Source organism: Comamonas testosteroni (assembly GCF_000761245.1).
Classification (GTDB): domain Bacteria; phylum Pseudomonadota; class Gammaproteobacteria; order Burkholderiales; family Burkholderiaceae_C; genus Comamonas; species Comamonas testosteroni_C.
The window spans coordinates 18,746-45,207 of sequence record NZ_AWOR01000068.1; the positions used below are offsets into that span (position 1 = coordinate 18,746).

At 62.4% G+C, this 26,462-nt stretch carries 24 protein-coding genes; 3 read left to right on the forward strand and 21 right to left on the reverse strand.

Going from position 1 to position 26,462, the window contains the following annotated elements:
• Nucleotides 1-146: 146 nt before the first annotated feature.
• The 3 genes from aroE to ruvC all read left to right on the forward strand — a co-directional run bounded on the left by aroE (nucleotide 147) and on the right by ruvC (nucleotide 2,429).
• Nucleotides 147-1,013: a shikimate dehydrogenase gene (gene aroE, locus P353_RS19060; protein ID WP_034373083.1), complete on the forward strand. Its 867-nt coding sequence runs from the start codon at nucleotides 147-149 to the stop codon at nucleotides 1,011-1,013.
• A 14-nt stretch (nucleotides 1,014-1,027) separates the two neighbouring features.
• Nucleotides 1,028-1,756 carry a monofunctional biosynthetic peptidoglycan transglycosylase gene (mtgA, locus tag P353_RS19065; RefSeq protein WP_034373085.1) on the forward strand — a complete coding sequence of 243 codons (729 nt, stop codon included), beginning with the start codon at nucleotides 1,028-1,030 and terminating at the stop codon, nucleotides 1,754-1,756.
• A 124-nt stretch (nucleotides 1,757-1,880) separates the two neighbouring features.
• Complete coding sequence (gene ruvC, locus P353_RS19070; protein ID WP_003081116.1) at nucleotides 1,881-2,429, forward strand: crossover junction endodeoxyribonuclease RuvC; 549 nt, start codon at nucleotides 1,881-1,883, stop codon at nucleotides 2,427-2,429.
• A 173-nt stretch (nucleotides 2,430-2,602) separates the two neighbouring features.
• Here the strand turns inward: ruvC and P353_RS19075 are convergent, their stop codons facing one another.
• The 21 genes from P353_RS19075 to P353_RS19175 form a co-directional block, all read right to left on the reverse strand.
• Nucleotides 2,603-3,031 carry an RcnB family protein gene (locus P353_RS19075; protein ID WP_034373089.1) on the reverse strand — a complete coding sequence of 143 codons (429 nt, stop codon included), beginning with the start codon at nucleotides 3,029-3,031 and terminating at the stop codon, nucleotides 2,603-2,605.
• A 202-nt stretch (nucleotides 3,032-3,233) separates the two neighbouring features.
• Nucleotides 3,234-3,410 (reverse strand): hypothetical protein, encoded by a 177-nt coding sequence (locus tag P353_RS29630; RefSeq protein ID WP_198529103.1) that lies wholly within the window; start codon nucleotides 3,408-3,410, stop codon nucleotides 3,234-3,236.
• Between the two features lie 11 nt (nucleotides 3,411-3,421).
• Nucleotides 3,422-4,345, reverse strand: coding sequence for a UDP-3-O-acyl-N-acetylglucosamine deacetylase (gene lpxC, locus P353_RS19085; protein ID WP_034373096.1), 924 nt, complete (start codon nucleotides 4,343-4,345; stop codon nucleotides 3,422-3,424).
• Between the two features lie 252 nt (nucleotides 4,346-4,597).
• Complete coding sequence (gene ftsZ / locus P353_RS19090) at nucleotides 4,598-5,791, reverse strand: cell division protein FtsZ (protein ID WP_034373099.1); 1,194 nt, start codon at nucleotides 5,789-5,791, stop codon at nucleotides 4,598-4,600.
• A 146-nt stretch (nucleotides 5,792-5,937) separates the two neighbouring features.
• The gene (gene ftsA, locus P353_RS19095) at nucleotides 5,938-7,167 is read right to left on the reverse strand and encodes a cell division protein FtsA (RefSeq protein WP_003051293.1); all 1,230 of its coding nucleotides are present in this window, start codon (nucleotides 7,165-7,167) and stop codon (nucleotides 5,938-5,940) included.
• Between the two features lie 72 nt (nucleotides 7,168-7,239).
• Nucleotides 7,240-8,049 carry a cell division protein FtsQ/DivIB gene (locus P353_RS19100; protein ID WP_034373103.1) on the reverse strand — a complete coding sequence of 270 codons (810 nt, stop codon included), beginning with the start codon at nucleotides 8,047-8,049 and terminating at the stop codon, nucleotides 7,240-7,242.
• Nucleotides 8,046-9,017, reverse strand: a complete 972-nt coding sequence (locus tag P353_RS19105; protein ID WP_034373106.1) for a D-alanine--D-alanine ligase — start codon at nucleotides 9,015-9,017, stop codon at nucleotides 8,046-8,048. The genes P353_RS19100 and P353_RS19105 overlap by 4 nt, the downstream gene beginning before the upstream one ends.
• A complete protein-coding gene (gene murC / locus P353_RS19110; protein ID WP_034373108.1) occupies nucleotides 9,014-10,447 on the reverse strand; it encodes a UDP-N-acetylmuramate--L-alanine ligase in 1,434 nt (477 codons plus the stop codon). The genes P353_RS19105 and murC overlap by 4 nt, the downstream gene beginning before the upstream one ends.
• Complete coding sequence (gene murG / locus P353_RS19115) at nucleotides 10,444-11,529, reverse strand: undecaprenyldiphospho-muramoylpentapeptide beta-N-acetylglucosaminyltransferase (RefSeq protein WP_034373110.1); 1,086 nt, start codon at nucleotides 11,527-11,529, stop codon at nucleotides 10,444-10,446. Before murG ends, murC begins: the two co-directional genes overlap by 4 nt.
• The gene (gene ftsW, locus P353_RS19120) at nucleotides 11,526-12,797 is read right to left on the reverse strand and encodes a putative lipid II flippase FtsW (protein ID WP_034373115.1); all 1,272 of its coding nucleotides are present in this window, start codon (nucleotides 12,795-12,797) and stop codon (nucleotides 11,526-11,528) included. The genes murG and ftsW overlap by 4 nt, the downstream gene beginning before the upstream one ends.
• Nucleotides 12,794-14,722 carry a UDP-N-acetylmuramoyl-L-alanine--D-glutamate ligase gene (gene murD, locus P353_RS19125; RefSeq protein ID WP_034373122.1) on the reverse strand — a complete coding sequence of 643 codons (1,929 nt, stop codon included), beginning with the start codon at nucleotides 14,720-14,722 and terminating at the stop codon, nucleotides 12,794-12,796. The genes ftsW and murD overlap by 4 nt, the downstream gene beginning before the upstream one ends.
• Before the next feature lie 5 nt (nucleotides 14,723-14,727).
• Nucleotides 14,728-15,906, reverse strand: a complete 1,179-nt coding sequence (gene mraY, locus P353_RS19130; RefSeq protein ID WP_003081135.1) for a phospho-N-acetylmuramoyl-pentapeptide-transferase — start codon at nucleotides 15,904-15,906, stop codon at nucleotides 14,728-14,730.
• Entirely contained in the window at nucleotides 15,897-17,324 is a 1,428-nt protein-coding gene (locus P353_RS19135; protein WP_034373124.1) for a UDP-N-acetylmuramoyl-tripeptide--D-alanyl-D-alanine ligase, read from the reverse strand. The genes mraY and P353_RS19135 overlap by 10 nt, the downstream gene beginning before the upstream one ends.
• Nucleotides 17,321-18,826 (reverse strand): UDP-N-acetylmuramoyl-L-alanyl-D-glutamate--2,6-diaminopimelate ligase, encoded by a 1,506-nt coding sequence (locus P353_RS19140; protein WP_034373126.1) that lies wholly within the window; start codon nucleotides 18,824-18,826, stop codon nucleotides 17,321-17,323. Before P353_RS19140 ends, P353_RS19135 begins: the two co-directional genes overlap by 4 nt.
• On the reverse strand, nucleotides 18,823-20,571 hold the full coding sequence (locus P353_RS19145) for a peptidoglycan D,D-transpeptidase FtsI family protein (protein ID WP_034373133.1): 1,749 nt from the start codon (nucleotides 20,569-20,571) through the stop codon (nucleotides 18,823-18,825). The genes P353_RS19140 and P353_RS19145 overlap by 4 nt, the downstream gene beginning before the upstream one ends.
• Complete coding sequence (gene ftsL, locus P353_RS19150; RefSeq protein ID WP_034373136.1) at nucleotides 20,568-20,849, reverse strand: cell division protein FtsL; 282 nt, start codon at nucleotides 20,847-20,849, stop codon at nucleotides 20,568-20,570. Before ftsL ends, P353_RS19145 begins: the two co-directional genes overlap by 4 nt.
• 43 nt (nucleotides 20,850-20,892) lie before the next feature.
• A complete protein-coding gene (gene rsmH, locus P353_RS19155; protein WP_034373139.1) occupies nucleotides 20,893-21,822 on the reverse strand; it encodes a 16S rRNA (cytosine(1402)-N(4))-methyltransferase RsmH in 930 nt (309 codons plus the stop codon).
• 9 nt (nucleotides 21,823-21,831) lie between these two features.
• The gene (gene mraZ, locus P353_RS19160) at nucleotides 21,832-22,260 is read right to left on the reverse strand and encodes a division/cell wall cluster transcriptional repressor MraZ (RefSeq protein ID WP_034373141.1); all 429 of its coding nucleotides are present in this window, start codon (nucleotides 22,258-22,260) and stop codon (nucleotides 21,832-21,834) included.
• Between the two features lie 354 nt (nucleotides 22,261-22,614).
• Nucleotides 22,615-23,934, reverse strand: coding sequence for an ATP-dependent protease ATPase subunit HslU (gene hslU / locus P353_RS19165; RefSeq protein ID WP_003051251.1), 1,320 nt, complete (start codon nucleotides 23,932-23,934; stop codon nucleotides 22,615-22,617).
• 77 nt (nucleotides 23,935-24,011) lie between these two features.
• Complete coding sequence (gene hslV / locus P353_RS19170; protein WP_034373143.1) at nucleotides 24,012-24,557, reverse strand: ATP-dependent protease subunit HslV; 546 nt, start codon at nucleotides 24,555-24,557, stop codon at nucleotides 24,012-24,014.
• Between the two features lie 146 nt (nucleotides 24,558-24,703).
• A complete protein-coding gene (locus P353_RS19175; RefSeq protein ID WP_034373147.1) occupies nucleotides 24,704-26,431 on the reverse strand; it encodes an STAS domain-containing protein in 1,728 nt (575 codons plus the stop codon).
• Nucleotides 26,432-26,462 lie beyond the last annotated feature (31 nt).

Consider the following 26,462-nt stretch of genomic DNA (forward strand, 5'->3'; position numbering starts at 1 on the left):
TCGCATCGCTTCGCTTGCAGGCGGGGAACGCAGCCAGCGCGGCGGGACGGCCCTTGCGCGGCTGCCTTGGCTTAGGCCGCGCCGATCTCGCCGGCCACTACCCCAGCGCGCACCCAACTCTGTTTAGCAATTTCTTTCAGCCTTCTATGACAAATACGCTTGATGCCTACTGCGTCATCGGCAACCCCGTTGCCCATAGCCGCTCGCCCTGGATTCATGCCCGCTTTGCCGAGCTGACCGGCCAGCCCCTCAGCTACGACCGCGCCCTGGTACCACTGGATGGCTTTGCCGACTTTGTGCGCGACTTTGCCGCGCGTGGCGGCAAGGGCTGCAATGTGACCGTTCCCTTCAAGCTGCAGGCGGCCGAGCTGGCCAGCAGCGCCAGCGAGCGCGTGCGCCTGGCAGGTGCCGCCAACACTCTGGTATTCAGCGCCAACGGCATTCATGCAGATAACACCGATGGCCTGGGCATCGTGGCCGACATCACCCGCAATGCCGGCGTGCCCATCGCCGGGCGCGATGTGCTGCTGCTGGGTGCGGGTGGCGCAGCAGCCGGAGCACTTGGTTCGCTGATCGAGCAGCAGCCGCACCGCATCGTCGTCACCAACCGCACACAGGCCAAGGCCGTGGCGCTGATTGAGCAGCACGCGGCCATTGCCGCACTACATAAAGTAGAGCTGATAGCACTTGAAAGACAAGTGCTTGAGACCGATTTGACCCAGAACTTCGACATCATCATCAACGCCACGGCCAGCAGCCTGGCCGGCGCTGACGTGCCCGCACCCGCCAGCGTGCTGCACGCACGCAGTCTGGCCTACGACATGATGTATGGCCCTGCCGCCCAGAATTTTCTGAACTGGGCCAGCAGCCATGGCGCACTGGCGCGTGATGGCCTGGGTATGCTGGTGGAGCAGGCCGCCGAGTCCTTTGCGCTTTGGCGCGGCATGCGTCCGCCCTCTGCACAAGTCTTGGCCGAGCTGCGCGCTCTGCTGCACGCTGAAGCCGCTCACTAAAGCCCCGCCCCACGATGAAAGCTCTTGGCCGACTGCTGTTGCTGGTGCTTTGCGCCATCCTGCTGCTGCAATTGTTTTTTGTAGCACGCATCGCAGTCATGACCTGGCTGGATCCAGAGTCCACCAGCTATCAGCGCTCCGAAGCCTGGCAGCTTGCACACAGCAGCGAGGGCCTGCGCTGGCGCCAGCAATGGGTGGACTACGGCCAGATCTCCAGCAATCTCAAGCGCGCGGTGATTGCCTCCGAAGATGCCGGCTTCATGGACCACCACGGCGTTGAATGGGATGCCGTCCAGAGGGCCTGGCAGCGCAACGCACAAGCCGAGGCCAGGGCCATGCAGGCAGAAAAAGCCGGAAGCAACAGCAAGCCAGCCAAGGTCTATGGCGGCTCCACCATCACCCAGCAGCTGGCCAAGAACCTGCTGCTGTCGGGCGAACGCAATTTTCTGCGCAAGGGGCAGGAGCTGGTGCTGGCGCAATTGCTGGAGCTGATGCTGAGCAAGCAGCGCATTCTGGAGATCTACCTCAACAATGTGGAATGGGGGCAGGGCGTGTTCGGCGCCGAGGCCGCCGCCCGGCATTACTTCCGCAAGAGTGCCGCCCAACTCAATGCGGCTGAGGCAGCACGACTTGCCGCCATGCTTCCAGCACCCAAGCGCTTCGAGAAAATGCCGCAATCGCGCTATCTGGCTCAGCGCAGTCGCACGGTTGCTCGCTATATACCGATGGTGACCCCTCCCTGAGGCGCTTCGCCTGAGCGGCCCCGCGCCTTACCCCGAGGGGGACGGCAGCATCGCCGCGAAGCGGCTCTTGCTTGCTGCCACCTGCATGGCGCGTGAAGGTTGTGTACGTGGATAATCGACAGCCATGCGAATTCTAGGAATCGACCCCGGCCTGCAGACCACGGGCTTTGGCGTCATCGACATGGAAGGCCAGCGCCTGTCCTATGTGGCCAGCGGCACCATACGCACCAACAAGATGGAACTCGGCGACCTGCCGGGCCGTCTCAAGGTGCTGTTTGACGGTATCTCCGAGGTCGCTGCCCGCTACCAGCCTGAGGTAGCCTCCGTGGAAATCGTCTTCGTCAACGTCAACCCGCAGTCCACACTGCTGCTGGGCCAGGCACGCGGCGCGGCGCTGACGGCCCTGGTCAACGCCAATCTCGCGGTTTCCGAATACACCGCCCTGCAGATGAAAAAAGCCGTGGTCGGCCATGGTCGCGCAGCCAAGAGCCAGATTCAGGAAATGGTCAAACGGCTGCTGCAACTGCCCGGCCTGCCCGGCACCGATGCCGCCGACGCGCTGGGACTGGCCATCACCCATGCCCATGCTGCTGCCGCCATGGGGCTGATGGCCAAGTCCACCGATCTGCGCCGCAAGCAACATGCCATGTACCGGGGCGGACGGGTCTATTGAGCTCGCCCCGAGCCGCTTCGCGGCTTCCCCTTCTCTCTTCGCAAGGGGTCGGCAGTTGCGCCGCAGGATGGTTTTTGCTCGCTTCCTCCGAGTTGGCGAGCACACCGTCTCAAAGCTCTGCCCGATACAAAAAAGCCGTGACATGCCACGGCTTTTTTGATGGTGTGCTTTGCTTAATAGGCGCTCAGCACCATGGAAGCGATCACGCCGGTGGCGATGGCCACCAGCAGATAGTCGCCGCCGTTCTGAATCCAGTGATAGCCGCGCGGTGGCGCAGACAGACGGTGGCCCCGCCAGTCATTCACCACATAGTGCTGGCTGCGGTATTGCGGCGGTACGCGACTGCCCTTGTACCAGTTGTGATCGGGACCACCGCCGCGGCGGCCGTGGTCATGGCGATCGGCACGTCGGTCGTCGCGCCTGTCATAGCGCTGGTCATGCCGGCCGCGATCGTCATGGCGACCGCCATGGCGCATGTCCTGGGCTCCATGCCCATTGCCGCGACCGGGCGGCGGGCCGGGCTGCGCCTGGACGGCCAGACTGCCCAGACCCAGGCATGCGGCAATGGAGGCAGAAAGAATGCGGGTAGTCAAACGGGACATGGGTACTCCTTTGTCGAGTCGTTTCGGTCAACAAGGTGTGCGGTCGGTCATGGCGGCCGCAGCAGGTCCATCTTTACCCAATTTCGGCACCGCAAGAAGTGAGCAACTGCCGATTTACCACTTTTTGCGCGCTGTTTACAGAACGGATACCCATGAAGCGCCGAGCCGGATTTGGCAAGCCGCTATCAATATTCATTAGCTCTCAGATGATGCGCCCGACAAACATCACGGCAAAAAAGGCCAGAGCGGCGATCACCGTCCACTTGAACAGCAATAAGCCCAGGCGCTTGTAGTGCGCCTTGCCGGTTCCCAGGTAGAAGGCAAAGCTCAGTGCCGAAGCCAGAATCAGCAAGGTGGCCAGCCAGCGAAAGATCAGCATGGAGGTCTCGCTCACCAGGCCTGGGCAGGCATGGCAAAGCCCTGGGGAGCCTGGCGCTCGCTCTCAAAGGTCACGAGCTCCCAGGTCTCGGGCTGAGCGATCATGGCGCGCAGCAGCTTGTTGTTGAGGCCGTGACCCGAGCGAAAGGCGCTGTAGGCACCGAGAATGGGCTTGCCGATCAGATACAGGTCGCCGATCGCATCAAGGATCTTGTGCTTGGCAAACTCGTCGTCATAGCGCAGGCCGTCGCTGTTCAGGACCTTGTAGTCGTCCATGACGATGGCGTTGTCCAGCCCGCCGCCCAGTGCCAGGCCGTTGTTGCGCAGCATTTCCACATCCTTGGTGAAGCCGAAGGTGCGCGCGCGGGCGATATCGCGTGTGTAGTTGTCCAGGCCCATGTCGAACTCCACGCACTGCCCCGTGGAGTCCACCGCGGGGTGAGCGAAGTCGATCTCGAAGCGCAGCTTGAAGCCATGGTAGGGATCGAAGCGCGCCCACTTGAGGTTCTGGCCTTCACCTTCACGCACCTCGATCGGGCTCTTGATGCGGATGAAGCGCTTGGGAGCCTTCTGCAACTCGATGCCGGCGCTTTGCAGCAGAAAAACGAACGAGGACGAGGAACCATCGAGAATCGGCACTTCTTCGGCAGTGATGTCCACATAGAGGTTGTCGATTCCCAGACCGGCGATGGCCGACATCAGGTGCTCTACCGTATGCACCTTGGCACCGCCGCTGCCGATGGTCGAGGCCATGCGCGTATCGGTCACTGCCTCGGCGGAAATGGGGATATCCACAGGCTCGGGCAAGTCCACGCGACGAAACACGATGCCGGTATCAGGCTGGGCAGGGCGCAGCGTCAACTCGACACGCTGGCCGCTGTGCAGGCCCACGCCTACGGCACGGGAAATGGTCTTGATGGTACGTTGCTGAAGCATGCTGGTATTTTAAATGGGACAACCCCGAGCCGGCTTACGCCGACCCAGGGTTGTCTTAATCGCTGCGATACAGCGAACTGATGGGTCTTCAGCCCTTAACGAACCAAAGGCCTTTGCGGCTGACCTCTCAAATACTGACGATCACCAGCTCAGAGATGCCGAGCGAGGGACGCCCCGCAGCGATGGCGTCGTCCCCCTCCTGCGAAGCGAGAGAGGGGGAAGCGGCGCAGCCGCTCAGGGGGTATCGGACTATCAGTCAGCCTGCTTGCGCAGGAAGGCCGGGATCTCCACATCGTCCATGCCGCCAGAGGCCAGCGCGCTCACACGCTCCGAAGCCTGGGTGCGGTTGGTGCGCCAGACGCTGGGCACATTGGTGTTGGCCGTGCCGTATTCCATGCCGCCCAGGGGAGGCAGGCCCACGGCCACGTTGTCGGTACCGGTACGCAGACCGCCCTGCACCACCTGGATGTTCTGGCGACGCACATTGGGACGCGACAGGCCGGTGGCCACCACGGTCACGCGGATCTCGTCGCCCAGCGAGTCATCGTATGCGGCGCCATAGATCACATGCGCATCGGGAGACGCGTAGGCGTTGATGGTGGACATGGCCAGACGCGACTCGGACAGCTTCAGGCTGCCCTTGGCGGCCGTCACCAGCACCAGCACGCCCTTGGCGCCGGACAGATCGATACCTTCCAGCAGCGGGCAGGCCACGGCCTGCTCGGCGGCGATGCGGGCACGGTCAGGACCGGCTGCCTTGGCCGTGCCCATCATGGCCTTGCCGGGCTCGCCCATCACGGTGCGCACGTCTTCGAAGTCGACGTTCACATGGCCGTACTCGTTGATGATTTCGGCAATGCCGCCCACGGCGTTCTTCAGAACATCGTTGGCATGGGCAAACGCCTCGTCCTGGGAGATATCGTCACCCAGCACATCGAGCAGCTTTTCGTTGAGCACAACGATCAGCGAGTCCACATTCGCTTCCAGCTCGGCCAGGCCGGAGTCAGCGTTTTGCATGCGGCGACCGCCTTCCCACTCGAAAGGCTTGGTCACCACACCCACCGTCAGAATGCCCATCTCCTTGGCCACTCGTGCGATCACAGGCGATGCACCGGTACCCGTACCACCACCCATGCCTGCCGTAATGAAGAGCATGTGCGCGCCTTCGATGGCAGCGCGAATATCTTCCACAGCAGCTTCCGCAGCATCGCGGCCCTTGTCGGGCTTGCTGCCGGCCCCCAGGCCGCTGCCACCCAGATGGATGGTGCGGTGGGCGCGGCTGCGCAACAGAGCTTGAGCATCGGTATTGGCCGTAATGAATTCGACGCCCTGAACGCTGCGTTCAATCATGTGGTCGACGGCGTTGCCGCCGCCGCCGCCGACGCCGATCACCTTGATCTGCGTGCCTTGGTTGAATTCTTCGGTTTCAATCATGTCGATAGGCATGGTGGTGCTCCTGTTCTCTAGTGGTGGTTTGTCGCTGCTGTGGAAAAGAAATTTCGAACTCTTGAAGTCTTCGCGGTCTTCGTCGTCGATACCGCGAAAAATCCATCTGTGGTGGTCCGGTGATGAACATGCGATAAATGCTCATATCAGAAGTTCCCCACGATGAAGTCTTTGAACCGGCCGAAAGCGGTCTTCATGGAGCCGCTCTTCTGGGCCACCTTGTAGCCACGCAGACGTGCCAGACGTGCTTCATCGAGCAGGCCCATCACGGTGGCTGCACGGGGCTGGGCGACCATGTCGGCCAGCGCACCGGAATATTTGGGAAGACCGCGGCGCACGGGCTTGAGGAAGATGTCCTCGCCCAGCTCGATCATTCCGGGCATGACGGCGCTGCCGCCCGTGAGCACGATGCCCGAGGACAGCACTTCTTCGTAGCCCGACTCGCGGATGACCTGCTGCACCAGCGAGAAGATCTCCTCCACGCGGGGCTCGATCACGCCGGCCAGGGCCTGCTTGCTGATCATGCGCGGGCTGCGGTCGCCCAGACCAGGCACTTCGACCTGGGCATCGGGGTCGGCCAACAGTTGCTTGGCGTAGCCGCTCTCGACCTTGATGTCCTCGGCATCCTTGGTGGGAGTGCGCAGGGCCATGGCGATGTCGCTGGTGATCAGGTCACCGGCGATCGGGATCACGGCCGTGTGGCGAATCGCACCACCGGTGAAGATGGCCACATCGGTCGCGCCCGCGCCGATATCCACCACAGCCACGCCCAGCTCGCGCTCGTCGTCGGTCAGCACGGCCTGGGCCGATGCCAGCGGGTTGAGCAGCAGCTGCTCGACTTCCAGGCCGCAGCGGCGCACGCATTTGATGATGTTCTCGGCCGCGCTCTGGGCGCCGGTCACGATATGGATCTTGGCTTCAAGGCGAATGCCGCTCATGCCGATGGGCTCGCGCACCTCGTGGCCGTCGATGACGAACTCCTGCGCCTCGACCAGCAGCAGACGCTGGTCGGACGAAATATTGATGGCCTTGGCGGTTTCCATCACGCGGGCCATATCGGTGGACGAGACTTCCTTGTCCTTTATGGCCACCATGCCGCTGGAATTCAGACCGCGGATATGACTGCCCGTAATGCCGGTGCACACTCGCTGAATCTTGCAATCCGCCATCAGCTCGGCCTCTTTGAGCGCCTGCTGGATGCTTTGCACGGTCGCATCGATGTTCACGACCACGCCGCGCTTCAAGCCATTGCTGGGGGCTACGCCCAGACCTGCCAGCTTGAGCTCGCCATTGGACATGACCTCGGCCACCACCGCCATGACCTTGGCCGTGCCGATATCCAGCCCAACAATCACATCCTTGTATTCTCTTGCCATATCAGCTTCCGCCCCCGGTAGGTTCTGTCTTGTCTTTGTGTGCGCCTTGCATGTCTGCTCCCCTGCTCCCGCTCATCGTCTGGCCCTGGCAGCAGTTGCCGGCGCGGAGGTTCCAGTGGTCACGCCCTTGAGTCGCAAGGCATAGCCGTCTTCGTAACGCAAGTCTGCAGACTCCAGAGCCGCAGCCGAGCGCTTGTATTGAGAGGTGATCTGAGGCAGCGTGCGCACAAAGCGCTGCACGCGCTGCAATATGTCTTCGGCCGTGCCGCCGCCAAGTTCCAGCAGCGCATCGTTGTCCAGCACCAGCGTCCAGCTGCCACGCGCATCCAGAGTCAGGCTGTCCAGTGCCACATCGAGCGGCTTCAAGGCCGGCTCCAGTGCTCGATACATCTGCAGAACACGCGGGGCCGAACCCTCGGGGCCTTGCAGACGCGGCAGACCTTCGCGGTCCAGCTCGCCCAGATTGGCTTCAAACACTTCGCCGGCCTTGTTGACCAGACCGGTACTGGTCTCAGCCCCCCAGAAGGCCTCGGCCACATGCTCCTTGAGCGCAACGCGCAAGCCGTTCGGATATTCGCGGCGCACCTGCGCCTCCTGCACCCAGGGCACTTGCTCGAATGCGTGCTGAGCCGCCTTCAGGTCCACCGTGAAGAAGTTGCCTTTGAGCACTGGCGCCACATTGGCACGCAGCGTCACGGCGTTGTTATGCACCAACTCGCCTTCCACCACGATGCGGCCGATATTGAAGGCCGGAGTTCGCATCAACCACCAACCCACGGCCATCACGCACGCCGTCAAGCAGCCCATGAACATCACCGTGGCAGTGATGTTCATGAGCTTGACGTCGAACGGGACGACGGCTGTGGGCTGGTTGCGGTTCATGGCTGCTCCGCTTCTCCATCCAGCGTGCTCATGGCCAGAATGCCAAGGCACAGGTTTTCGTAGCTCACGCCGGAGGCGCGCGCAGCCATGGGGACGAGAGAATGCCCCGTCATGCCCGGAGAGGTATTGATCTCCAGCAAGAAAGGCTTGCGGTCGCTGGCGCGAATCATGATGTCGGCACGCGCCCAGCCACGGCAGCCCAGGGTGCGGAAGGCTTTCTCCACAATGCGCTGGATCTCGGCCTCCTCGGCAGCCGGCAGGCCGCTAGGGCAGTGGTACTGCGTGGTATCTGTGAAGTACTTGTTCTGGTAGTCGTAGTTGCCTTCGGGCGCAACGATTCGGATCACCGGCAGCGCTGCGGCCTTGGCTCCCGTGCCCAGCACGGGGCAGGTGGTCTCGTCACCGGCAATGAACTGCTCGCACAGCACTTCTGCGTCGTACTGGGCCGCCAGCTCGTAGGCCTTGGCGCATTCGTCGGCATTCATCACCTTGGTCAGGCCAATGCTGGAGCCGTCGCGTGCGGGCTTGACGATCATGGGAGCGCCCAGGGCCTGCAATGCATCACGAGTGGCTTCGGCCGAATCGACCATGCGCCAGTCCGGCGTGGGCAGGCCTTCAAAGCGCCAGATGCGCTTGGTCATGATCTTGTCCATGGCGATGCTGGAAGCCATCACGCCCGAACCCGTATAGGGGATGTCCAGCAACTCCAGCGTGCCCTGCACCGTGCCGTCCTCGCCGTAGCGGCCATGCAGCGCTATGAAGCAGCGGTCAAAGCCTTGTACCTTGAGCTGGTCCAGCCCCTGCTCGGCAGGGTCGAACTTGTGGGCATCGACACCCTTGGACAGCAATGCGGCCAGCACGCCAGCGCCGGACATCAGCGAGACCTCGCGCTCGGACGAGCGACCACCCATGAGCACTGCGACCTTGCCCAGTGCCTTCACATCGATATTTGTACCAAACATGCTCATTGCGCGCTCCCTGTGGGCGCAGCCAGCTCTTGTTTCTGAAGCATTTCAACCAGTTTCCCAGGCACGGCGCCAATCGACCCGGCACCCATGCACAGCAATACATCGCCCGCTTGCGCATTGGTAGCGATGGCTGCCGGCATATCGGCAATGTTTTCCACAAATACAGGCTCGACCTTGCCGGCCACGCGCAAAGCGCGAGCCAGGGATCGACCGTCGGCAGCCACGATGGGGGTCTCGCCCGCGGCATAGACCTCGGCCAGCAGCACCGAGTCGGCGCTGCCGATGACCTTCACAAAGTCCTCGAAGCAGTCGCGTGTGCGGCTGTAGCGATGCGGCTGGAAGGCCAGCACCAGGCGCTGCCCCGGAAAGGCACCGCGTGCCGCAGCCAGCGTGGCAGCCATTTCCACGGGGTGATGACCGTAGTCGTCGATGACGGTGAAAGTGCCACCATTGGCAGCCGGCAGTTCGCCATAGCGCTGGAAGCGCCGCCCCACGCCCTTGAAGCCTTCCAAGGCGCGCAGCAGCGCCTCGTCGGAAATCTCGAGTTCCATGGCCACCGCCACGGCAGACAGGGCGTTGAGCACGTTGTGCTCGCCGGGCAGGCTCAGCACGACTTCCAGATCCGGGTAGCTCTGACCGTTTTGGCGCCGCACGGTAAAGCGCATGCGACCGGCTTCGGCACGCACGTTCACGGCGCGCACCTGGGCATCATCGGCAAAGCCGTAGGTCGTGACCGGACGCGCCAGCTTTGGCAGGATCTCGCGCACGGCAGGGCTGTCGACGCAAAGAATGGCGCGCCCGTAAAACGGCATGCGATGCAGGAAGTCGACAAAGGCCTGCTTGAGACGGCCAAAGTCATGGCCGTAGGTTTCCATGTGATCGGCGTCGATATTGGTGACGACGGCCATCACAGGCAGCAGGTTCAGGAAGGAGGCATCGGACTCGTCAGCCTCGACCACGATGTAGTCGCCCTGACCCAGCTTGGCATTCGCGCCGGCGCTGTTGAGCTTGCCGCCGATCACGAAGGTGGGGTCCAGTCCGGCCTCGGCCAGCACACTGGTCACCAGGCTGGTGGTGGTGGTCTTGCCATGCGCGCCGGCAATGGCGATGCCCTGCTTGAAACGCATCAGCTCGGCGAGCATCAGTGCACGAGGAACCACAGGAATCTTTTTCTCGCGCGCAGCCATGACCTCGGGGTTGTCGCCCTGCACGGCCGTGGATGTCACCACGGCATCGCTGCCAACAACGTTCTCGGCCGCGTGACCGACAAAGGTCTTGATGCCCAGGCCCGCCAGGCGGCGCAGCGTGGCGCTGTCAGCCAGATCCGAGCCTGAAATGGCGTAACCCAGGTTGTGCAGAACCTCTGCAATACCGCTCATGCCGGCGCCGCCAATACCGACAAAGTGAATGTGATGAATGGCGTGTTTCATGCTGCCAACTCCTCACAAGCGGCGACCACCTTCGCGGTGGCATCAGTCTTTTGCATTTTCTTCGCGAGTTCAGCGCGCTCCAACAGCGTCGCACGCTGCATATTTTGTAGCATTTCCGCCAACCCTTGGGCGCTCAAAGTACTTTGTGGCTGTAACCAGCCGCCACCGGCATCCACCAGGAAGCGGGCATTGGAGGTCTGGTGGTCATCCACCGCCGCCGGAAACGGTACATAGACCGCTGCTGCGCCCACGGCGGCAATCTCGGTCACGGTGCTGGCACCGGCACGGCAGACGATGAGATCGGCATCGGCAAAGGCCTTGGCCGTGTCATCGATGAAGGGGGTCAGCTCGGCCTGTACGCCTGCCGCCTGATAGTTGGCGCGCAGCGCATCGATCTGGGTCGTGCCGCTTTGGTGCAGCACCACGGGGCGTTGCTCGGCGGGTATCAGGGCCAGAGCCTGGGGCACGATCTCATTGAGCGCCCTGGCTCCCAGACTGCCGCCCACCACCAGCAACTTGAGCGGGCCGCTGCGGCCGGCAAAGCGCTGGGCGGGCACGGCCTGCTCCAGGAAAGCCTGACGCAGCGGATTGCCCACCCATTCACCCTTGGCAAACACCCTGGGGAAAGCCGTGAACACGCGCTTGGCCACCTTGGCCACAACCTTGTTGGCCATGCCGGCCACGGAGTTCTGCTCGTGCAGCACCACGGGCACGCCCGACGCCGCGGCCATCAGGCCACCGGGGACGGTGAGGTAACCGCCCAGGCCGATGACCACATCGGGCTGCACGCGCTTCATCACGGCACGCGCCTGCGAGAAGGCCTTCGCCAGCCTGAACGGCAGTTGCACCAGGGTCTTGAGTCCCTTGCCGCGCACGCCGCCAAATTCGATCAGCTCCAGTGCAAAGCCCTGAGGCGGCACGATGCGCGACTCCATGGAGCTGGGCGCGCCCAGCCAGTGCACATTCCAGCCGCGCGAGCGCAGCTCCTGTGCCACGGCCAGACCGGGGAAGATATGACCGCCGGTACCACCGGCCATCACCAGTGCCGTGCGTGGCTTGTTTGGCTTGATGAGACGGCTCATGCGTGGCCCCCCTTCATCAGCAGCTTGTTTTCGTAATCGACTCTGAGCACCACAGCTATCGCAATCAAATTCATCAAAATGGCCGAACCGCCAAAGCTCATTAACGGAAGAGTCAGGCCTTTGGTTGGCAAGGCGCCCAGATTCACACCCATGTTGATAAAGGCCTGGAAGCCCATCCAGATCGCCACGCCCTCGGCCACCAGCCCGGCAAAGACACGGTCCAGCGCGATGGCCTGACGGCCGATCAGCATGATGCGGCGGGTCAACCAGAAGAAGACGGCAGCAATCAGCAGCAGGCCGACCAGACCAAATTCTTCGCCGATCACGGCCAGCAGAAAGTCGGTATGCGCCTCAGGCAGCCAGTGCAGCTTTTCCACGCTGCGGCCCAGGCCCACGCCAAAGATCTCGCCCCGCCCGATGGCAATCAGCGCATGCGAGAGCTGGTAGCCCTTGCCCAGCGCATGCTTCTCATCCCAGGGATCGAGGTAGGCAAAAATACGTTCACGGCGCCACTCCGAGGTGGCGATGATCATGCTGAAGGCCAGCACCACCAGCAGGGCGATGATGAAGAACATGCGCGCGTTCACGCCACCCAGGAACAGAATGCCCATGGAGATCACGACGATCACCATGAAGGCCCCCATGTCAGGCTCGGCCAGCAGCAGCACGCCCACCACGACCACGGCCAGGCCCATGGGCAGCACGGCACGGAAGAAGCGCTCCTTGACCTCCATCTTGCGTACCATGTAGTCGGCCGCGTAGATCAGGATGGAGAACTTGGCCAGCTCGGAAGGCTGGAAGTTCATGATGCCCAGCGACAGCCAGCGACGCGCGCCGTTGACCACCGTGCCCACATGCGGGATCAGCACCGCCACCAGCAACACGATGGAGATCAGAAACAGCTTGCGCGCCACCTTCTCCCAGACATTCATGGGCACCTGGAAGGCCAGCAGCGCAGCTACAAAGGCCATGCCTATCGACATGGTGTGGCGCAGCAGAAAGTGATAGGGCTCGATCTTGCCGAAGCGCGGGTTGTCGGGCATCGCAATCGATGCCGAATACACCATGACCAGACTCCAGGACAGCAAGGCGATGACGACCCAGATCAGAGCCTGGTCCAGTCCCAGGACGCTGGCAGGCGTGCGGGTCGGGCGGTCGTACATGGGCCCGCCCACGCGCACCGGCAGCACGTCGATGGGCTTGTCCCCGACCGTGCGGAACCACGAGCGCATGCGGCCGGAGAGGCTGGTCAGGAAGGCGGCTGTCATGCGCCGTCCTCCAGTTGCTGGCCTGCTTCAAGCGCCAGCTCGCGCACCGCTTCCACAAACTGGTGGGCGCGGTCCGCATAGTCCTTGAACATGTCCATGCTCGCGCAAGCGGGCGAGAGCAGCACCGCATCATTGGCATGGGCCAGGCGCGCGGCCTGCTGCACGGCGTCCTGCATGCTGGCAGCATCGACCAGGCTCACGCCGGTGTCGCTCAGTGCCTCGCGAATCTGCGACGCATCCTGGCCGATCAGCACGGCCGCGCGCACATAGCGCGAGACGGGCGCGGCCAGCGGAGTGAAGTCCTGGCCCTTGCCCAGTCCGCCCAGGATCACCACGATGCGGTGGTCAGGCCCCAGGCCCATGAGGGCGGCCACGGTGGCGCCCACATTCGTGCCCTTGCTGTCGTCAAAGTATTCGACATCGCCCACCCGGCCCACGGGCTGCACGCGATGCGGCTCGCCCCGGTATTCGCGCAGACCGTATAGAAGCGGTGCCAGCGTGCATCCCGCACCGGTCGCCAGCGCCAGGGCCGACAGCGCATTGATGGCGTTGTGGCGGCCGCGGATGCGCAGCGCATCGGCGGGCATCAGGCGCACGATGTGCAGATCGTCGACGTTCTTGCCCTTGCTGGTTTCGTCAGCCTCATGGGCGCGCACCAGCCAGGTCATGCCGTTGACCACCTCCAGACCAAAGTCTCCGGGGCGGCGCGGCATGTCGCCGCCAAAGGTGACATGGGCACGCTGGAAAGTCTTGCCACGCTTGCCGGGCACCGCCACGGGCGCGGGCAGCATGGCCATGACGACGGGGTCTTCCCGGTTGAGCACCATCAGAGCCTGCTCGCCAAAGACATGGGCCTTGGCATCGGCATAGGCCTGCATGCCGCCATGCCAGTCCAGATGGTCCTGGGTGATATTGAGCACCGTGGCTGCGGTGGGCTCGAAGCCGCGGCAGTCGTCGAGCTGAAAGCTGGACAGCTCGAGCACCCAGGCCTGGGGCAGGGTCTCGGCATCGATGCGCCCGGACAGGGTGTCGAGCAGCGTGGGGCCGATATTGCCGGCCACGCCCACGCTCATTCCGCCATGCTCCAGCAGCTGACCGGTCAGCGAGGTGACCGTGGTCTTGCCATTGGTGCCGGTGATGCCCAGCACCTTGGGCGCATAGCCATGGGCTTCGCGCAGGCCCTTTAGCGCAAAGGCAAACAGATCGAGTTCGCCACCCGTGGGCAGGCCGATGCTGCGCGCGGCATTGAAGACCGGCGCCACGCTGGCCGGGCTCAGACCCGGGGAGCGATAGACAGAGCTCAGGCTCTGGCCGTCGACCAGAGCCGCCGTGAACTCGCCTGCGACAAAGCGCACGCCGGGCAGCTCGGTCTGCAGCGCAGCCAGATAGGGCGGGGCTTCACGCGTATCTGCCACGGTGACCTCGGCACCGGCACGCACGCACCAGCGGGCCATGGCAATGCCCGAGATGCCCAGACCCAGAATCAGCACACGCTGACCCTGCAGATGCTGGGCCGCGCCCTGCGGCCAATGCACGGGGACAGGCGGCAGCTCCACCGCCTCCTGCGGCTCGGCTTCGGGCTGCGGCTCGGCCGCAGTCACTTCGGCATCGGCCGCATCGGAGATGCTGGGGTCGGCAAAGATTTGTGCCACAAAGGCGGCCGCGTCCCTGGCTGCCGTCAAGGTGGAGATATCGGGCACCGGCTCGGCATCCAGCGTCTTGGCGATGATGACAGTCGCTTCTATTTCAGGAGCACTTTGCGCTTGCTCCTGAATAACTTCAGACATATTCTCATCTGAAATGCTTTGCAGATCAGCGGAATGCGCTTGCATTTGCATAGCATCCGATTCCGATTCCGATTCCGATTCCGATTCCGCTTCCGGCTGCAGAAGCTGGTCGTCGAGCTTGAGGTCTTCGTCTTGCATGGCGATTACCTCAGCTTCAGGGTGGACAGGCCCAGCAGGCACAGCAGCATGGTGATGATCCAGAAGCGGATCACGACCTGAGTCTCCTTCCAGCCGCTCTTCTCAAAGTGGTGGTGCAGCGGCGCCATCTTCAGCAGACGGCGGCCCTCGCCATAGCGTTTCTTGGTGTACTTGAAGTAAGTCACCTGCAGCATCACCGAGATGGCTTCCGCCACAAAGATGCCGCCCATCACGGCCAGCACGATTTCCTGGCGCACGATCACGGCAATCGTGCCCAGAGCGGCGCCCAGCGCCAGCGCGCCCACATCGCCCATGAAGACCTGGGCGGGATGTGCGTTGAACCAGAGAAAAGCCAGACCTGCACCCGCCATGGCGCCGCAGAACACCATCAGCTCGCCCGTGCCGGGAATGCTGGGAAACAGCAGATAGCGCGCATAGGTGGCGTTGCCGGTCACATAGGCGAAGATGCCCAGCGCCGTGCCCACCATGATGACGGGCATGATGGCCAGGCCGTCGAGGCCGTCGGTCAGGTTCACGGCATTGCTGGCGCCCACGATGACCAAATAGGTCATGACGATGAAGCCCAGCACACCCAGCGGGTAGCTGACTTCCTTGAAGAAGGGCACCATCAGGCCGGCCTTGGGCGGCAGATCCATGGAAAAGCCCGACTGCACCCAGGAGACGAACAGCGCGAAGACCTCGGCATTGCTGTTCTCCGAGATGCAGAACACCAGATACAGGGCCGCCAGCAGACCGATGACGGACTGCCAGAAATACTTCTCGCCCGAGCGCATGCCCTCGGGGTCCTTATTGACGACCTTGCGCCAGTCGTCCACCCAGCCAATCGCACCGAAGCCCAGCGTGACCAGCAGCACGATCCAGACAAAGCGGTTGGATAGGTCAAACCACAGCAAGGTGGAGACGGCAATCGAGAACAGAATCAGCACGCCGCCCATGGTGGGCGTGCCGCTCTTGACCAGATGGGTCTCCATGCCGTAGCCGCGCACGGGCTGACCGATCTTGAGTGCGGTCAGCATGCGAATCGCCCTGGGGCCGACGATCAGACCGATCAGCAAGGCGGTGACGGCGGCCAGCACGGCACGCAGCGTCAGGTACTGGAAGACGCGCAGAAAACCGAATTCCGGCGAGATACCCTGCAGCCATTGAGCCAGCATCAGCAGCATGCGGCCTCCTCGCAGTTGCCCTGCTTCTTGTCTGCACAGGCCTCAATGCTCTGCACCACTTGCTCCATCTTCATGAACCGCGAACCCTTGACCAAAACGCTACCCACCTTGGGTAAAACTGCGCACACCGCCTGCTGAAGGGCGGCCATGCTATCAAAATACTGAGCACCACTGCCAAAGGCAGAGGCAGCAAACGCGCTCTGCTCACCCAGAGCAAAGAAATGGGCAATACCTGCCTGCTGCGCCAGCGCGCCGGCCTCGGCATGGAACTGCGGGCCGTTATCGCCTACTTCCCCCATGTCGCCCAGCACCAGCAACTGCGGTGCGGGCAGCTCGGCTAGCACCGCAATGGCAGCTGCCACGGAATCGGGATTGGCGTTATAGGTGTCGTCGACCACCGTGACGCCTTGACCCTTGATCTGCACGGCCAGCGCGCGCGAGCGGCCGGTCACGGGCTCGAAGCCCGAGAGTCCTTGTGCAATGGCAAGCAAAGGCACACCTGCGGCATGGGCACAGGCAGCCGCGGCCAGTGCGTTGCGCACATTGTGGCGGCCAGCAATATGCAGCTGCACGGCTGCCACGCCTTGCGGGGTGTTCAGCGCAAAACTCCAGGCTCCGTTGGCCCAGACCACATCGCTGGCAAAAACCTGAGCCCCATCAGCGGCCTCGCCAAACATCAGACTGGGGCGACCGGCGGCCAGCTCCGTCCACAGCGACGTGTACGTATCGCCGGCAGGGAAGATGGCCACGCCGTCCTTGGGCACAAAGCGCAGCACCGAACCGTTTTCACGCGCCACGGCTTCCACCGTGCCCATGAACTCCTGGTGTTCACGCTGGGCGTTGTTGACCAGGGCCACCGTGGGCTGGCCGATGGCGGCCAGCTCGGCAATCTCGCCGGGGTGGTTCATGCCCATCTCCAGCACTGCAATGCGATGCGCGCCCGTCATGCGCAGCAGGTTCAGCGGCATGCCGATGGAGTTGTTGAAATTGCCGCGTGTAGCCAGCGCTGCCTCGCCCTGCCCGCCCACGTGCGCGCGCAGGATGGATGCGATCATCTGCGTGACCGTAGTCTTGCCATTGCTGCCGGTCACGGCAATCAAGGGTAGATCGAACTGTGCACGCCAGGCCCGCGCCAGCGCGCCCAATGCCAGCAGCGTATCCGGCACTTCGATACCGGCCATGCCTGCAGCTTCCAGCCCATGGCTGGCAATGGCCGCCACAGCACCGGCGGCCTGCGCCTGAGGCAGAAAATCATGGGCGTCAAAACGCTCGCCCTTCAGGGCCACGAACAAGTCCCCGTTCTGCAACGTGCGCGTATCGGTGTGCACGCGTGCCAGCTCCAGCTGGCCGTTGCCGACCAGGCGGGCTTGTGGGATATGCGTCTGGATCAGCTCCAGCGCTTTTGCCAGGGTCATCATGACCGAATCTTTCCTTCGCGGGCTGCAAGCGCCTTGTGCGCCTCAGCCATGTCGGAGAACGGATGGCGCACGCCCATCGTCTCCTGATAGTCCTCATGTCCCTTGCCGGCAATCAGCACCACGTCGCGCGCATCGGCACGGGCAATGGCTTGGGCAATGGCCGCCGCGCGGTCGGCCTGAACATGCAATGCCTCGCCCGCCTGCATGCCGACCAGAATCTGGTCGATGATGCTTTCGGGCACTTCACTGCGCGGGTTGTCGCTGGTGACGAACACGCCGTCGGCATTCGCCTGTGCGGCCCGTCCCATCAGCGGGCGCTTGCTGTTGTCCCTGTCACCGCCGCAGCCAAACACGCACCACAGCTTGCCCTGGCGCTGGCGCGCTGCAGGCTGCAGGGCGCGCAAGGCCTTCTCCAGCGCATCGGGGGTATGGGCATAGTCCACGGCCACCAAAGGCAGGCCGGGCTTGACGATCTGCTGCATGCGACCGGGTACTGGCTCCAGATGGGCGCAGGCCTGCACGGCCTGCTCCAGCGTCAGCCCCAGGCAGCGCAAGGCGGCCAACACCCCCAGCAGATTGGAAACGTTGTACTGACCGACCAGACGCGTGTTCATGCGCAGGCTGTGACCGGCTTCCAGCACGGTAAAGCTCAGGCCTTCGTCGCCCAGTCCGATGTCCTTGGCCTGCAGGCGCGCCGGTCCTTGAATGGAAACACTCCAGACATCCATCGCACGGCCCTGCAGCCTGGCCCAGAGCCTGGCGCCGTGTGCGTCATCGATATTGACCACGGCCGCCGGCAAGCCGGGCCAGTCGAACAGCTGGGCCTTGGCCTGCCAGTAGGCATCCATGCTGCCGTGGTAGTCCAGGTGATCCTGCGTGAAATTGGTGAACAGAGCCACGCGAATCTTGCTGCCATCAAGACGGTGCTCGGCGATGCCGATGGACGATGCCTCAATGGCGCAGGCGGCGAGGCCCTGGTCGGCATAGCTGCGGAACGCGCGCTGCAGAAGCACCGGGTCCGGCGTGGTCATGCCCGTCGACTCCAGCGCAGGCGGTACGCCCACGCCCAGGGTGCCCACCAGCGCACAGCCAGTGCGCGCGTTCCGCGTCACCTTGGCCAGCGCATGGGCCAGCCACCAGGCTGTGGTGGTCTTGCCATTGGTGCCGGTCACGGCCAGTACGTCGAGCTCGCCACTGGGATGTGCAAACCATTGATCGGCAATCAGTCCCGTCGCGGCCTTCAGACCCTTGAGAGCCGCAATACGGTCACCGCTCAGATCGAAGGTCTGCAGGCCGTCGGCCTCCACCAGCACAGCAGCGGCGCCCTGCTCCAGAGCCTTGCCCACATAGGCTCGGCCGTCAGTAGCTGCTCCAGGCCAGGCGACAAAGGCATCGCCTGCCTTGACCTTGCGACTATCGGTCTGCAGATCACCCTGCACGCGGCTGCGCAGCCAGGCAACGGCCTCGGCTGCATTGTTCAGAATTGGAATGGGGGTGCTCATAGCACAGGCTCCTCAGCGGGTGCAGCCACGATCTGAGGCTTGACTTCCTTGTCGGGCTGAACGCCCATGAAACGCAATGTCTGCTGGACCACGTCCGCAAACACCGGGCCGGCCACCGTGCCACCGTAGTAGGACCCTGCCGTAGGCTCGTCCACCATCACGGCCACGATGATGCGCGGCTTGTCGATGGGAGCAATGCCTGTGAACCAGGCACGGTACTTGCCCGCGGCATAGCTCTTGCCCACCTGCTTGCGGGCAGTGCCCGACTTGCCGCCAATGGTGTAACCCTCGGCCTGGGCCTTCTGGCCGGTACCGCCAGGGCCGGCAGCCAGGCGCAGCATGTGCAGCACCGCCTCGGCGTTTTCCTTGGAGATCACACGCACGCCCACGGGAGGCTCGTTTGTTTTCAGAATCGTCGAGGGAATGACATTGCCGTCGTTGGAAAACACGGTGTAGGAACGCGCCATCTGGAACAGCGAGGCCGACAGGCCATAGCCATAGGACATGGTGGCCTGCTCGATGGGCTTCCAGGTCTTCCAGGCACGCAGACGACCCGAGACCGCGCCAGGAAACTGGATCTGCGGCTTCTGGCCGAAGCCCAGCGCACTGAAGTACTCCCACATTTCCTGAGGCGAGAGCTTTTGCGCCACCTTGGTCGCGCCCACGTTGCTGGACTTCTGGATCACGCCCTCCACCGTCAGCGCACCGTAGTTGTGCGTGTCGGTGATGGTGGAGCCCGTCACCGTATAACGGCCGGGTGCGGTATCGATGATGGTGCTCGGCTTGACACGCTTGAGCTCCAGCGCCGTGGCAACGGTGATGGGCTTCATGGTCGAGCCGGGCTCGAAGGTGTCGGTCAGCGCGCGATTGCGCAGCTGCTCGCCTGTCAGGTTCTTGCGGTGACCCGGGTCATAGCTGGGATAGTTCGCCAGGGCCAGCAATTCGCCGGTGTGTGCATCCATGACCACCACGCTGCCTGCCTTGGCCTTGAAGGTCTCGACCTGCTGCTTGAGTTTCTGGTAGGCGTAGTACTGGACCTTGCTGTCAATGGACAACTGAATATCCTGACCGTCCTGAGGCGGCACTTCATCGCCCACGCCCTCCACCACGCGGCCCAGACGATCCTTGATCACACGGCGCGAGCCAGCCTTGCCGGCCAGTTCCTTGTCGAACGCCAGCTCCATGCCTTCCTGACCATGGTCTTCCACATTGGTGAAGCCCACGATATGCGCCGCAGACTCCCCTTCGGGATACTGGCGCTTGTATTCCTTGCGGTTGTAGATGCCCTTGATATTGAGCGCCACGATCTTCTGGCCCACATCCCAGTCCAGCTGACGCTTTACCCAGACAAAGGTCTTGTCCTCGACATCCAGCTTCTCCATCAGGGAGCGCAGCGGCATGTCCATGAGGCGTGCCACCTCCTTGAGCTTTTGCTGGACTTCAGGATCCTTCAGATCCACGTCCTCGGGAATAGCCCAGATACTGGCCGCCGGCACGCTGGACGCAAGAATCAGGCCATTGCGATCCAGCAAACGGCCCCGATTGGCCGGCAGCTCCAGGGTACGCGCAAAGCGCACCAGACCCTGGCGCTTGAAGAAGTCGTTGCCGAAGACCTGCACATAGGCCGCACGCGCGCCCAGGCCCACAAAGCCCAGCGCCAGCGCAGCCACGATGAACTTGCTGCGCCACAGCGGTGTTTTCGAGGCCAGCAAAGGGCTGGTGGTATAGAGCACGCTGCGTGTCATTGCGCAGTTCCTGCAGCCGTTTCATGCACGTACTGCGTAATTGCCTGAGAAGCCTGCTTCATCTGCAGCTTTTCTCGCGCCACTGTCTCGATGCGCTGAGGCGTGGCCTGGGCACGCTTTTCCACCTGCAGGCGCAGTTGATCCGTCGCCAGCCGACGTGCCTCTGCCTCGGCGCGGTCCAGTTCGGTGAACAGGCGACGCGACTCATACTGGGTATGCACCAGAAAGATGGCACTGGCCATGACCGCCAGCAGCAGCAGCAGGTTTATGCGCAGCATGGCAGCCCTCCTGCAACCATGCTCGGAGCGGCATGGCGATACATCATGCAGGCACCTCGGTGCGCTCGGCGACGCGCATCACGGCGGAACGCGAACGGGGATTGACAGCTACCTCGGCAGCACTGGGCTTGATGCGCTCCAGCGCCTTCAGACGCATGGGCGTGGGAGGCGCAAACGGTGCACGGCGGTCGTAGACCTCCTTGGAATGCTTGGCAATGAACTGCTTGACGATGCGATCTTCCAGCGAGTGGAAGCTGATCACGGCCAGACGGCCGCCGGGGGCCAGCACGCGCAGACTCGCTTCTAGCGCTTGCTCAAGCTCCTGAAGTTCGGCATTGATGAAAATCCGAAGAGCCTGGAAGGTCCGTGTTGCCGGGTTCTGCCCAGCCTCGCGGGTCTTGACCGCGCCAGCCACGAGTTGGGCCAGCTCGGCAGTGGTGCGTAATGGGCCCTGGCTTTCGCGCCGAGCAACAATCGCCTTTGCAATGGGGCCAGCAAACCGTTCTTCGCCGTAGTCACGTATCACCTCCGCAATCTGCTGCACTTCCGCATCTTCGAGCCACTCGGCCACGCTCTGACCACGCGTGGTGTCCATGCGCATGTCGAGGGGGCCGTCAAAGCGAAAACTGAAGCCCCGGTCCGGGTTGTCGATCTGGGGCGAGCTCACCCCCAGGTCCATCAACACGCCCTGCACACTGCCTTCGGGCAGTTCGCCCAGATGGCGAAATCCTTCATGCCGAATCGAAAAACGCGCATCGGTGATGCGCGCCGCCTCAGCAATTGCGTCCGGGTCTTTGTCGAACGCGATCAGGCTCCCGTCCGGCCCCAGCCTTTGCAATATGAGCCGGGAATGACCACCTCGACCGAACGTCGCATCGACCCACTGGCCGGCGGGCGGCTCTGCGGCACCACCCAGCAGGGCGTCCACGGCCTCTTCCAGCAAGACGGTGATATGTTGCAACGGCTGATTCACAAGCACTTCCTACAAAACAAAATCCTGGAAAGCTGCCGGCATCGGTTGCTGGCGCGCTTCCGCTTCGCGCACTTCATAAGTGGCCTTGTCCCAGACCTCGAAATGCGCCCCCATGCCCAGCATCAAGACCTCTTTGGTCAGACCTGTGGCTTCACGCAACTCGGGCGAAATCAGCAGCCGACCGGTTGCATCCATCTCCGCATCCATGGCATTGCCCAGAAAAATCCGCTTCCACCACTGAGCCGTGATCGGCAGTTGCGCGACACGTTCGCGAAACTGCAGCCACTCTGGGCGCGGAAACAGCAACAGACAGCCATCGGGATGCTTGGTGAAAGTGACCTGCCCCTCAGCCAAGGACAAAAGGGCGTCACGATGCCGGGTCGGCACTGAGAGCCGCCCCTTTCCATCGAGATTCAGCGAAGACGCCCCTTGAAACACGGCAAGTTACTCCGGTCATCTGGAGCCGCTCGTTCCCCAAAAATGGGCACGAGGGCAGCTTTCACCACTTAATTGCACTTTTTTGCACTGTATCAGCAATTTAAGGTGAATCCAAACCCGAATGAACAATTATTTGCAATGAAATCAAGCACTTAGAGAGAAAAAGAAAAGCCTTATTCTGAAAATATCTTTCCTTTACAAGCACTTAGCAAAGTCAATGCAAGTGGACTCTCATTAGGAGGCGTCAATTGCAACCATTCAATTCAATGGAAAGAACTGATTTAAGTCTCGACCTTCTCCTACAAATGCAAACTGCCCGCACAGGCGGGCAGCTCGCTTCAAGCGCTCGGTTCTTCAAAGAATGAAGCGCGACAGATCCTCATCCTTGCTCAGCACCTGTAGGCGCTGATCCACATAGGCTGCATCGATCACCACCGTCTGACCCGAAAGCTTGGCCGCATCGAAGCTGACCTCATCAAGCAGACGCTCCATCACTGTGGACAAGCGCCGTGCACCGATGTTTTCGGTACTCTCGTTGACATCAAAGGCAATCGTTGCCAGACGCGTGATGCCCTCTGGCTTGAACTCCAGAGTCACGCCTTCGGTCGCCAGCAGCGCCTGATACTGCTTGACCAGGGAGGCGTGAGTCTGCATCAGAATCGCCTCGAAGTCCTGTACCGACAGAGATTCCAGTTCCACGCGAATGGGAAAGCGCCCCTGCAGCTCGGGAATCAGATCGCTTGGCTTGGACAGATGGAAGGCACCCGAGGCGATGAACAGAATGTGGTCTGTCTTGACCACACCGTACTTGGTCGAGACGCTGGTGCCTTCGACCAAGGGCAGCAGGTCGCGCTGCACACCCTGACGCGATACATCGGAGCCACTGGTTTCCTGGCGCGTCGCCACCTTGTCGATTTCGTCGATGAAGACAATGCCGTTTTGCTCGGCATTGGCAATGGCGCGGGTCTTGACGTCCTCCTCATTGACCATCTTTGCTGCTTCCTCATCGGTCAGCAGCTTCAGGGCCTCGGCGATCTTGAGCTTGCGCGTCTTGCGCTTTTCCTGGCCCATATGGCTGAACATGCCGCGCAGCTGCTCGGCCATCTCTTCCATGCCCTGGGGGCCCATGATCTGCACCTGAGGCATCTGCTCGGCGATATCGATCTCGATCTCCTTGTCGTCAAGCTGGCCTTCGCGCAACTTCTTGCGGAAAACCTGACGCGCCGTGTTGTCCGCAGGTACTTCGCCGGTGCGGGCCTGCGGGATCAGCACATCGAGAATGCGCTCCTCGGCAGCATCTTCGGCGCGGGCGCGCATCTTCTTCATGTCCGACTCGCGCGTTTGCTTGACGGCAACTTCGGCCAGATCGCGGATGATGGCGTCCACATCCTTGCCCACATAGCCCACTTCGGTGAACTTGGTCGCCTCGACCTTGATGAAGGGAGCATCGGCGAGTTTTGCCAGGCGGCGTGCTATCTCCGTCTTGCCAACGCCCGTGGGGCCGATCATCAGAATGTTCTTCGGTGTGATTTCCTGGCGCAGGCCCTCGGGCACCTGCTGGCGGCGCCAGCGATTGCGCAATGCAATCGACACCGCGCGCTTGGCACCATGCTGGCCGACGATGTGCTTGTCTAGCTCGGAGACGATCTCCTGGGGAGTCATGGCAGAAGACATGTGAATTCTCAGTCAAATATGCATCTGGCGCCCATCCATAAAGCGCCAGTAGCTATCAATTCGGATAGACGAGACGCTTACAGCGTCTCGATCGTGTGATTCATATTGGTGTAGATGCACAGCTCGCCGGCAATCGCCAGGGATTTGCGCACCACATCTTCGGCCGACAGCTCGGTGTTGTTCAGCAAGGCCTTGGCTGCGGAATGCGCATAGGCGCCGCCGGAGCCGATGGCCACAATGCCCTGCTCGGGCTCCAGAACGTCGCCATTGCCGGTAATGATGAGCGAGGTCGTCGCATCGGCCACGGCCAGCATGGCTTCAAGCTTGCGCAGCACACGGTCGGTACGCCACTCCTTGGTCAGCTCGATCGCAGCGCGGGTCAGGTTGCCCTGGTGTTTTTCCAGCTTGGCCTCGAAGCGCTCGAACAGCGTGAAGGCATCTGCTGTGGCCCCCGCAAAGCCCGCCAGCACCTTGCCGTGATAGAGCTTGCGCACCTTGCGCGCCGTGCCCTTGATGACGATATGACCCAATGTGACCTGACCATCACCGCCGATGGCGACTTGCACGCCCTCGGGAGTCTGGCGGCGCACGCTCAAAATGGTGGTGCCGTGAAACTGTTCCATCTGGAGCAAATGGGGGCAGGCAAGATCGACCTCAAGGGGCCCTGAAAAATTAAATTTACCGCGCTTGCTGTGGATAGCGCCTCAAACGGCCCGACTCCAACCAGAGACACAGCCCCTTGGCGCAGGCGGCATAGCCACTCTGGGAGCTAGTCCCGTCTTGGAATCACCTGTGCATGTTCCTGAATGCCAACAACATTGAAGAACACCGCCAGCAACTGGTGCAACTGACTGAACTGCAACACGTGGCCCAGCTCCTGCATCTGCGCAGCCCAGTTCAGCACCGAGCCTGCGGCAGCAAAGTCCATGCGCACCAGGCGCGAGCAGTCAATGGCAATGGCTTCGCCAAGCTTGGCCTTTTCCTGAACCTCGGCAAGCCAGGGCAATGCATCGCCGTCGATCACGCCTTGCAGCGTAAAACGCGGCTGATGCTCCTTCCAGAGCATACCGGGCTGAATCGTCTCCGGCCCCAAGAGCCGGCTATCTTGGACACGCAGGTTCTGTGCCTGCCCTTCATTCGAATACGCACAGACCGGATCGTCCCAGGAGGGTGGCGACAGCTCGTAGGTCACGCAATAGTCCAGCGCCGTCAGCTCAAATTCGTCCTGCAGACGCATCAGGCGCTGCATGGCCAGACGCAAATACCACCAGTCCTGATCGACGGCGCGATCACCGGAAGGGGTGTGCTTGCTGAGCACGGCCTGCAATCTTTCATGACCGGCAAAAACCAGTGATCCCTTTTCGTCGGCCCATCGCTGTGCCGCATCCAGCAGCGGCTTCTTCACGCCGGGGTCGAGGCTCTCCAGAACGCTCCAGTCCATGACCGAGCTGCCGGAGCTGCGCGCCTTGCTGGCCAGCAGCGCCTTGAAACCAGGCTCATCCAAATGCACAGGAGCCCGCCAGCGAAAGCCGGTCTGCACTGCTGCGGCATCCGGCGCGGTTTCGCTAAGCCTGCCCGCCTGCTGCGGCATCACAAACCATTGCGGGGCCGAACGACCGAAGCGCGCCACAAAATCCATGGCAGCGTCTTCAAACTGAGCCTGCATGCCTGCTGCGCGGTACATGTCCAGCAGCGCCAGCCAGACCTGCAACTGTGCCGGCGTATCCTGAGCACGCTCGGCAATCAAGGCCTTGAGACTGCTCTCGGCTGCGACGCTGTCACCGCTGGCAAAGACAATCGCAGCATCCTCCAGCGCGGCATCATGCTCGAAGCGCGCAAAGGACGGCGGAACCATGTTGATATCGGTTGGAGCAGAGACCTCGGTTGTGGCAAACGCCGGCGAAAAGTCTGTCTCGCCACGCAGGCCCGGCAAAGCAACAGGATTGCCCTGCCGACCCGGTTGCGGCAGCTCCAGATCGCTTGGCAACACATCCTGAAGCAGAGGCAGCGTGCTGATCGAAAGCGGCTGGCTTTTAAATACCGAAGGCATGCTGCCACCGCCCTCAGGCAGTTGCAGCGGCATGGTGGCGGCATCGGCGGCCAGCTTGCCGCGCCACCATTGCTGGGCCATCTGCGCTTCGATCTCGTCGATCTTCTTGATGGTTTCTGCGCGCTCGCCCGGCACGGAGCTTTGGGCAGTCTGCAAAAAAGAGGACGGTGCCAGTGGGGTCGGCGTCTCGAGTGGAGCCCTGGCAGTCACCGCCGTCTTGGACAACTGAGCCTGACGCAGCTTGCGCAACTGGTCAAACTCGCGCTTTCGCACAAAGTCGTTCTGGCGCTTGCGCTCCAGCATCTCCTTGAGCGCCTGCTTGCTGTACTGGCTTTCTTCGCTTTCCTGGTTGAGATTCTCCAAATCGGACCAATTCACGGTCGGGTGGCGCACAAAACGCACCACCTTGGACAGCAACCCTCCCGACTTGTTTTCTTCTTTTGCCATGGTCCTCTACTTTGCTGCCTGCAGCCCCGCC

What these genes read in the sequence shown, in the direction of transcription:
- aroE (WP_034373083.1), top strand. Translation starts at nt 147, where the DNA reads ATGACAAATACGCTTGATGCCTACTGCGTCATCGGCAACCCCGTTGCC.
- mtgA (WP_034373085.1), top strand. Translation starts at nt 1,028, where the DNA reads ATGAAAGCTCTTGGCCGACTGCTGTTGCTGGTGCTTTGCGCCATCCTG.
- ruvC (WP_003081116.1), top strand. Translation starts at nt 1,881, where the DNA reads ATGCGAATTCTAGGAATCGACCCCGGCCTGCAGACCACGGGCTTTGGC.
- P353_RS19075 (WP_034373089.1), bottom strand. Translation starts at nt 3,031, where the DNA reads ATGTCCCGTTTGACTACCCGCATTCTTTCTGCCTCCATTGCCGCATGC.
- P353_RS29630 (WP_198529103.1), bottom strand. Translation starts at nt 3,410, where the DNA reads ATGCTGATCTTTCGCTGGCTGGCCACCTTGCTGATTCTGGCTTCGGCA.
- lpxC (WP_034373096.1), bottom strand. Translation starts at nt 4,345, where the DNA reads ATGCTTCAGCAACGTACCATCAAGACCATTTCCCGTGCCGTAGGCGTG.
- ftsZ (WP_034373099.1), bottom strand. Translation starts at nt 5,791, where the DNA reads ATGCCTATCGACATGATTGAAACCGAAGAATTCAACCAAGGCACGCAG.
- ftsA (WP_003051293.1), bottom strand. Translation starts at nt 7,167, where the DNA reads ATGGCAAGAGAATACAAGGATGTGATTGTTGGGCTGGATATCGGCACG.
- P353_RS19100 (WP_034373103.1), bottom strand. Translation starts at nt 8,049, where the DNA reads ATGAACCGCAACCAGCCCACAGCCGTCGTCCCGTTCGACGTCAAGCTC.
- P353_RS19105 (WP_034373106.1), bottom strand. Translation starts at nt 9,017, where the DNA reads ATGAGCATGTTTGGTACAAATATCGATGTGAAGGCACTGGGCAAGGTC.
- murC (WP_034373108.1), bottom strand. Translation starts at nt 10,447, where the DNA reads ATGAAACACGCCATTCATCACATTCACTTTGTCGGTATTGGCGGCGCC.
- murG (WP_034373110.1), bottom strand. Translation starts at nt 11,529, where the DNA reads ATGAGCCGTCTCATCAAGCCAAACAAGCCACGCACGGCACTGGTGATG.
- ftsW (WP_034373115.1), bottom strand. Translation starts at nt 12,797, where the DNA reads ATGACAGCCGCCTTCCTGACCAGCCTCTCCGGCCGCATGCGCTCGTGG.
- murD (WP_034373122.1), bottom strand. Translation starts at nt 14,722, where the DNA reads ATGCAAGACGAAGACCTCAAGCTCGACGACCAGCTTCTGCAGCCGGAA.
- mraY (WP_003081135.1), bottom strand. Translation starts at nt 15,906, where the DNA reads ATGCTGCTGATGCTGGCTCAATGGCTGCAGGGTATCTCGCCGGAATTC.
- P353_RS19135 (WP_034373124.1), bottom strand. Translation starts at nt 17,324, where the DNA reads ATGATGACCCTGGCAAAAGCGCTGGAGCTGATCCAGACGCATATCCCA.
- P353_RS19140 (WP_034373126.1), bottom strand. Translation starts at nt 18,826, where the DNA reads ATGAGCACCCCCATTCCAATTCTGAACAATGCAGCCGAGGCCGTTGCC.
- P353_RS19145 (WP_034373133.1), bottom strand. Translation starts at nt 20,571, where the DNA reads ATGACACGCAGCGTGCTCTATACCACCAGCCCTTTGCTGGCCTCGAAA.
- ftsL (WP_034373136.1), bottom strand. Translation starts at nt 20,849, where the DNA reads ATGCTGCGCATAAACCTGCTGCTGCTGCTGGCGGTCATGGCCAGTGCC.
- hslU (WP_003051251.1), bottom strand. Translation starts at nt 23,934, where the DNA reads ATGTCTTCTGCCATGACTCCCCAGGAGATCGTCTCCGAGCTAGACAAG.
- hslV (WP_034373143.1), bottom strand. Translation starts at nt 24,557, where the DNA reads ATGGAACAGTTTCACGGCACCACCATTTTGAGCGTGCGCCGCCAGACT.
- P353_RS19175 (WP_034373147.1), bottom strand. Translation starts at nt 26,431, where the DNA reads ATGGCAAAAGAAGAAAACAAGTCGGGAGGGTTGCTGTCCAAGGTGGTG.